Origin of the sequence: Lacticaseibacillus suibinensis, assembly GCF_003946175.1 — a bacterium.
GTDB classification, from domain to species: Bacteria; Bacillota; Bacilli; order Lactobacillales; family Lactobacillaceae; genus Lacticaseibacillus; species Lacticaseibacillus suibinensis.
In genome coordinates, this window is sequence record NZ_RHOK01000044.1 from 1 (window position 1) to 6,907 (window position 6,907).

Below are 6,907 nucleotides of genomic sequence, written 5' to 3' on the forward strand. Positions count from 1 at the left end.
CTGAGTTGTTGGTAATGCTTGTGGGTGTTAGTCTGAGAGTGGGTCATGAAGATTCCTGCTTTCTTGTTTAGCTAGCACTAACAAGAATAGGTCTTCATGGCCTTTTTGGTCTAGTCGTCAGGGTGTTGCACTTGAATTGTAAACTGGGGGGCCTTTTTATTTCCAAAAAGTAGCACAGTAGATGGCGTCAAAATGGATCAGAACTTTACACAGGGTGACAACCAATTCACCTTTGCCGGTGCATCCAAGTATGCCAATAAGACCACCTATCAGTTGAACTTTTACGTCAAGGATAACCAAATCAATCCGCTGGAACCTATTACGGCTAATGTGCGCACAAGAAGCTCAGGAAACGGTCAAGAATTGCCCTCGAAACTCATGCAAGTAAGTGAGGATTTCTACACCTTGGTTGTTAAAAAGGTACCCGATAAGCAGTCGAGTTTGTTCATCAACATTGGCACAAAGAAGCAACTCAATGGCGGCATTTCAACGTCATCATCGCAGCCAATTAGCATCGTTAATGCAGTAAACTCTCACGAAACCTCGACGCCAAATGACCGGGTACTTGCACGCGAATACTTCAAGTACATGGTTCATTTCTACGGCAAACACATTACAGTTTACCGTCAAAAAGTGAAGGTAGCGGACAAGAATATTGCAACACTAATGGCCACTTTGAGGAAGCAGAAAGCTTCGCTTTCCGTTCAAACCGGGTCACAAAAAGCGGCAACCAAGCAGAAGATTTCGGACACGAAAAGCTCTTTGAAGGCACAGCAAACAGCACGCAAAAATGCAAAGGCATCAATCAAAACTGCCACCATTGCGCGACGGAAATACCAAAAACAACTGCAATAGCCTGAAAATATACCGTGGGTTTTTCATAGCGTATCGTGGGCTTTGCAGAAAACGCGTGGGCTAAATGACTAAAATCGTGGGTTTGGGGCCTTGCGGCCCGTGGGCGTATGGGCCTATAACGTGGGTTTGCGTCCTTAATTCCGCTATCACTACAAATCAACCCGCACTGCGGGTTCTATCACATTGTGATAGCAGATCTCTATTATGCTCTTACAAATGGCTTGGGCTACACGCCCCAGCCGACCCTTTGTAACACTCCGCCGCAAGCGACGGTAGAAAACAGGAGGTGATTACGTTGGCAAGCGAAGTTAAGATTCGACAAATCCCAATGGCAGACTTAGCCATCATTGACACCGAGGCAAATGAAAAGGGCATCTCTCGCGAGCAATATCTGCGACAACTTATTCATTCACACGCGACTAACTACTACGTTGATGAGGAAAGAAATAGTCTTGCAGAGTTGATCACAAAAAACGAGAAAGTGCTCAATGAAACGACTGCGGCATTAAATAATTTTGTGTCGATGCTGAAGAGTGAGTAGGAGGCTGAAATGAAAAAAGAACGGCACTTTGTTTATCTAGAAGATGACTCCCCCCGGAACCTCAGTTGGAAGTGGATTGAGACTTTTCAGCGTGCCCATAACCTTGCAAGTAGAGGCGAAGCATTAGAAAAACTCTTTAATGAGTACGTTGTTCTCAAGAAACAAAATCAAAGCGACAATGACCTAGCAAAAGCAATCGCAAGAGAGATTAAACCACAGCTCGATCCGATCCGCATTCGGACTGGTTACGTTGATAAAAACGTGCGTGTTCTTACTAACTTGCTCAACTCTTATCTGATTATTAGCGGCATGGAAGACTCAATCCCAGTGACCGATATTGTCGCAGAGTCTCTGCGCGAGACACAGAAGCAAGTCGCAGATCAAATCCATGCTTACCAAGTTGCACGTAAAGATAAGCTGACGAGATCGACACAGGGTGATGACGATGAGTAAGACACCCGGTATTGTCACGGTAATGAAGTTTGTGCCAGCGGAGAACAAGAAATTCAGCGGCTACGTAAACTATATGGATCGACCGGATGCAATGCGCAGTGATCACTTCAAGGACTGGAACGTTAATCGTTTCGACGGCTACAACAACTACATGAGCAACCCAGAAAAGAGCAAGGGCTTGTTCACGGCAGGGAAGGACTCTTTGTCGCAGGAAGAGCGGGCTGAACTGAAGCGGCAGTTTGCTCTTGCCCAAAAAAATGGTTCTCTAATGTGGCAAACCGTAGTGAGTTTCGACAACCGGTTTCTTGCGGATCACAGTCTTTATGATCTGAAAACAAAGCAGCTAGATCAGGACAAGCTACAACAGTCAATTCGTCATGGTATGAGCGGGCTTCTGATTAACGAAGGCTTAGCCAACACGGCGGTGTGGTCAGCCTCAATACACCTCAATACCGACAATATTCATGTGCATATTGCGTTCGTTGAACCGGAACCGACTCGTCGACTGTTCACCCTTAATGATCTAGATGGCGGAACCCATCAAGAGGCGCGAGGTATGCTCAAGCCCGCCACCATTTCCGCCTTTAAGTCTTCCATCGCAAACGAGCTAGCCAACCGCGATCAGTCACTGGCTCATCTTTCCAGTCTGATCAGAAATGAGTTACCGCAACATGACTATGACTGGGGTAAGCTCCCAGACTTTGACTTGCTGCGGCTGTACCAGCAGATATACAGGGCGCTACCCGATGACAAGCGGAAGTGGAAGTACAACATGAACGCACTCCAAGAAGTCCGACCGTTGCTCGACGTCTTTAGCTCCAAATTCATGCAGCGTTATCACGGCGATGAATTGCACGAATTCGACCAAGCACTAAAAGCTGAAACCGATTTTCGCGAAGCACTGTACGGTACTGGGCAGCAAGGTAAAGAAGCAGGCCGTGCTAAAGATTATGAGCACAACAAGTACAACGAGCTGTACGCCAGGATGGGAAACTCAATCTTAGGTGAGATGAGGAAAGTAGATGACGCAGTTTATAGGAAAGAACATCCGAACGGGTTCTCCTACCACAAGGCGCAAGGGAAACGGCCGACTCACGGCATCATGGGTGCGCTATCTTCAATTCGGCGCGCACTATCTGGTGACGTAAAAGCGCACATGAGAGCACAGCGTGACTATGAACGCATGCAAGATGAAAAAGAAGCTGACCACGAGCGTCAGCAAGCCCCTGGTTATGATCAGTGGCGATAGCCGCAGCTAACACGCTGCGGCTTTTTTGTACGACTCAAAGGAGGGATTTACATGGCAACAGAGGATAACGTAGCCCCAGAAGTACCGCGTGTAGCTAAGGAAAAGACTCAAACGCTCACTACCGAGATGATCAGCCACGCTAAAGAGATTTCAATCTTTGACGTGGCAGCGAAGAATGGCATTAACCTAGTGCACGATGGCGGCGATTACTGGTCATGGGATCAACACGACTCACTAAAGGTGAACGCCCGTAAAAACCAGTTCACGTGGAATAGCCGCCAAGTCGGCGGGTCAACTATCGACTTCATGATGAAGGTTGTGGGCGTGGATGACTTCCGCAAGGCGGTAATTGCTTTAAATGATAGTAGCCTATCAACAGCCAAGGTGGCAATGGAAGAACGACAGCCATTTGAGTATGACATTCAGAACTCTAAAGACTTCAGTCGTGCACGCGATTATCTGACATTGGCGCGGGGCTTGAACCCGGCAATCATTGATCAGTTGCATCAACGCGGGTTCATTCAACAGGATAACAAGGGCAATACCATTTTTGTTTGGGCACGTGATGGTGAGCGCGTTGGCGCGTCTATCCAAGGTACAACCATCGACAAGCAGCACAACGGGCCGCGCGGTACGTTCAAACAGATTGCCAAAAATTCAGAACAGGACTATGGGTTTAATTTTTCGATCGGCCATCCAAAGCAGCTATACGTCTTTGAGTCGCCAATCGATGCGTTGTCTTATCTGGGCTTGCATCCACAAACTAGAGACACCATGTTCTTTGCGATGGATGGTCTCAAGCCTCAGTCAGTGATTAAGGCTATGGTCTACTATCACACCCGCACCGGCAACGCACCTGAACGCGTTGGGTTCGGTGTTGACAATGACCCGGCGGGGCACCGTTTCTTTGACGAAATGGTCAATAAGCACAGCTTTGAGAACGCGGGAACAGGTGAAACAATACCATACGGTCACTTCATGGTTGACGACCTCGCTGTCCCTACTGAACGCTTGAGAACCTTGCAACAACAAGCGGCCGCGGCTAATGTGCCATGGGAACCGTTGGCAGCGTTAGATAAGGTAGAAACTAACTTTCATGACGATAAGAAAGTCAATAACTGGTTTGGGCTGAAGGGGGGCTTCACTCACAGCGACGGCAGCGCGCCAGGCAGTCAATATGAAATACGCGCCGGTCAACTTGCCGGACTGATGGGGGAACTAACTGACCAAAACGGCCTTAACTATCAAGCACTGATTACGCGCCTTGATCCGTCACTTGATCCAACAATGCAGCAAGCGCTCATTGGTAAGCTACAAGCTTACACCGCTCAGTACGAAAATGGCGGGGTTAAGCCCGTACAGTATCAGATCAAGGACTGGAACGACAGACTGAAGCAGGTGCAAAACGAAAGTGGGTTCCCAGCCCGTTTGATTGATCGTATCTACGCTAATAAGGCGCAGGAAGAAGGGCTGAAAGTAATCCAAGAGCGTGACCAGGATGGGCGTGACCGCCTAAAATCAGTGCAGGCAAACCAGCTTAATAAAGGACTCTTTGAAGCGGATTCGCCGCAAGAAATGGCTTATCTGATTAAGACCTATGGGTATAGCGCCGTTGATAAAGAAGATGAGCAGAAATACCAACACGTCGAAGGTGTAGAGCACACCGTATCACAGAAGCAGAAATCGAGTCCGGCGCGTCAGGCTTTGCAGGCGGCGGCACTGGCTAGGAGCTGAGGGGGGGTCCATGTGAATATCAAACATCTCGGACACGTAGTCGTCCTCGTAGCGGCAATGGTCACACTAACCGGTTGTAAGGCAGTAGAACAGCTAGCTAGCTTTCTTCCGGACGCAACTACTGAGAACTCCAAAGCGGACACCGCACTGATCAATACCCCATTCAGCATTGGAAAATATCCGCAGAACTACATGACAGTAGATAACAATAAACCCGTATTTGAGGGAGGCTTCGCCCGCACGGTGAGTCGTAATCTAAAAGATCCGAGCTTTGTTTCCGCATCGACAGATTACAGCGCCCTAGATAGTGCGGGGCGCACTCAAGGTGTGTCGGCGGTTGTCACTTATCCGTCGATGATGTTTCATAGCAGCAGTGTAGTAAAACGGCCCGCATTTCCATCAGAAACGAGAGTCTCGGGCGAGTATCTCCATGCTAAATTTGCGCTCAACCCTGACACGGGAGAAAAGGCCTGGCGGGGCGGTCGTAACAATAATTGCATTGTGCAGCTTGCAGGCTACCGAGGCTATCTCTACAACAAGTCGCACCTAGTCGCCTGGTCACTAAACGGCGATATGCAGACTCACAACGTCATTCTTGGTACACGTGCACAAAATGTCGGCACCAACGATATGAACAATCCCGGTGGCATAGCGTATCCCGAAACGCTAACTCGCAACTATCTCCAAGCCCATCAAGATGAAGCCGTTGCCTACCAGGCAATCCCTATATATAGTGGGCCTGAGCTTGTGCCCCGTGGCGTGCATGTCATTGTTCAATCTCTCAAGAACCCGAACGCTTTACACTTAAACGTTTGGGTCTTCAATCGGCAAGAAGGCGTGAAGCTCAATTTCAAAACGGGTCAATTCAGTTTGAAGTAAGAGTGCTCGCATTTTCCCTACTGAATGTTTATACGTGGTCTTTGCATTAGGGAAGTCAACACTTTTTCGGACAGTTTGCTAAGCGGCTTTTTGTGAAGCTTGGTCATACAAGGAAAGCCATGCTACTGGTGCAAGATAGTCTAGGAACCCGTCTAGTATCTTTTAAGAACTATCTTCAGGAAGGCCAATACAACCATTTGAAGACTGCTGTTAAGGGCACGTTCACAGTTTTTCCAAAGTCGCCGACATTTGTCTAGCCAAATCCATGAACGTTCAACGATCCATCGTTGCGGTAACACCGTGAACATATGCAACTCGTTGCGTTTAGCTACCGTCGTCTGAGCATTCAAAATGAGCTTCACCTGATCCGCATAGTCATTGCCAGTGTAGCCACCATCAACCATGACATGCTGAACCAGCTCTAAAGTTTGGCTAGCCAAACTAAGCATAGCCAATGCACCTGAACGATCTGATACATTAGCTCGTGTCACGAGAATGGCTTGTGGTAAACCGTTAATATCAACCGCCATATGACGCTTAATCCCTGAAATCTTTTTGCCGCCATCGTAGCCACTATTTTTCGTTAAATCAGTGGTTTTAACACTTTGAGCATCAACAATCACAAACGACGTTCGGGCCGATCGGCCCTGTGCAAAGCGATAGGAAGCAACAGTTTTTTTAAAAGCCTTTCTAATAGCGAATCAGCTGTCGGGTCTGGTTTATCTCGCCACATATCGTAATAGCGGTAGACAGTGTGCCATTCCGGGAAATCGTGCGGTAATTCACGCCATTGACACCCTGTAGTAAGCGAGTAAAGGATGGCATTGAATACGTCATAAAGATCATAACGACGCGGTCTTGTATGCTTGCGGAAGTTTTCTAAATCAGGTTGTATTAACGCAAATTGCGCTCGAGAAATATTGCTTGGATAATCTGGCATGACAAACTCCTCAGTCGATTTTCCACAATTCCACCAGATTCAGCAGATACTAGACAGGTTCTAAGAGGCATTTCACCATACTAACAAGAAAACCAAAAATTCCCAGATCCTCAATTTTCAAGTCAAGTGCAACGATGATAACGAATTCTTGATAGTGGTCTAGGCTGTTACGCCATGCATCGGTAGTAATCGCATGGGCGAAGATAGTTCAGAATACGTCTGGGACGATGGTTCAGTGCGGATTGGACTGCTTGAA

At 47.7% G+C, this 6,907-nt stretch carries 7 protein-coding genes; 6 read left to right on the forward strand and 1 reads right to left on the reverse strand.

Annotated elements, in window-relative coordinates; translation table 11 throughout:
- The first annotated feature begins 273 nt into the window (after positions 1–273).
- The 6 genes from EKM90_RS12470 to EKM90_RS12495 all read left to right on the forward strand — a co-directional run bounded on the left by EKM90_RS12470 (position 274) and on the right by EKM90_RS12495 (position 5,711).
- On the forward strand, positions 274–855 hold the full coding sequence (locus tag EKM90_RS12470) for an ABC transporter ATP-binding protein (protein WP_225422881.1): 582 nt from the start codon (positions 274–276) through the stop codon (positions 853–855).
- A 295-nt stretch (positions 856–1,150) separates the two neighbouring features.
- The gene (locus EKM90_RS12475; RefSeq protein WP_125583106.1) at positions 1,151–1,396 is read left to right on the forward strand and encodes a hypothetical protein; all 246 of its coding nucleotides are present in this window, start codon (positions 1,151–1,153) and stop codon (positions 1,394–1,396) included.
- A gap of 9 nt (positions 1,397–1,405) precedes the next feature.
- Positions 1,406–1,849 carry a hypothetical protein gene (locus tag EKM90_RS12480; RefSeq protein WP_125583108.1) on the forward strand — a complete coding sequence of 148 codons (444 nt, stop codon included), beginning with the start codon at positions 1,406–1,408 and terminating at the stop codon, positions 1,847–1,849.
- Positions 1,836–3,098, forward strand: a complete 1,263-nt coding sequence (gene mobP2, locus EKM90_RS12485) for a MobP2 family relaxase (RefSeq protein ID WP_125583116.1) — start codon at positions 1,836–1,838, stop codon at positions 3,096–3,098. The genes EKM90_RS12480 and mobP2 overlap by 14 nt, the downstream gene beginning before the upstream one ends.
- Before the next feature lie 51 nt (positions 3,099–3,149).
- Positions 3,150–4,832 (forward strand): DUF3991 and TOPRIM domain-containing protein, encoded by a 1,683-nt coding sequence (locus EKM90_RS12490; RefSeq protein WP_125583110.1) that lies wholly within the window; start codon positions 3,150–3,152, stop codon positions 4,830–4,832.
- A 57-nt stretch (positions 4,833–4,889) separates the two neighbouring features.
- The gene (locus EKM90_RS12495; protein ID WP_125583118.1) at positions 4,890–5,711 is read left to right on the forward strand and encodes a DNA/RNA non-specific endonuclease; all 822 of its coding nucleotides are present in this window, start codon (positions 4,890–4,892) and stop codon (positions 5,709–5,711) included.
- A 152-nt stretch (positions 5,712–5,863) separates the two neighbouring features.
- Here the strand turns inward: EKM90_RS12495 and EKM90_RS12500 are convergent.
- Positions 5,864–6,651, reverse strand: a protein-coding gene (locus EKM90_RS12500; protein WP_125583112.1) for an IS5 family transposase whose coding sequence is annotated in 2 segments (ribosomal slippage) — positions 5,864–6,384 and positions 6,384–6,651 — 789 coding nt in all. Because the reading frame shifts where the segments join, the coding sequence is not laid out codon by codon here.
- Positions 6,652–6,907: the final 256 nt, after the last annotated feature.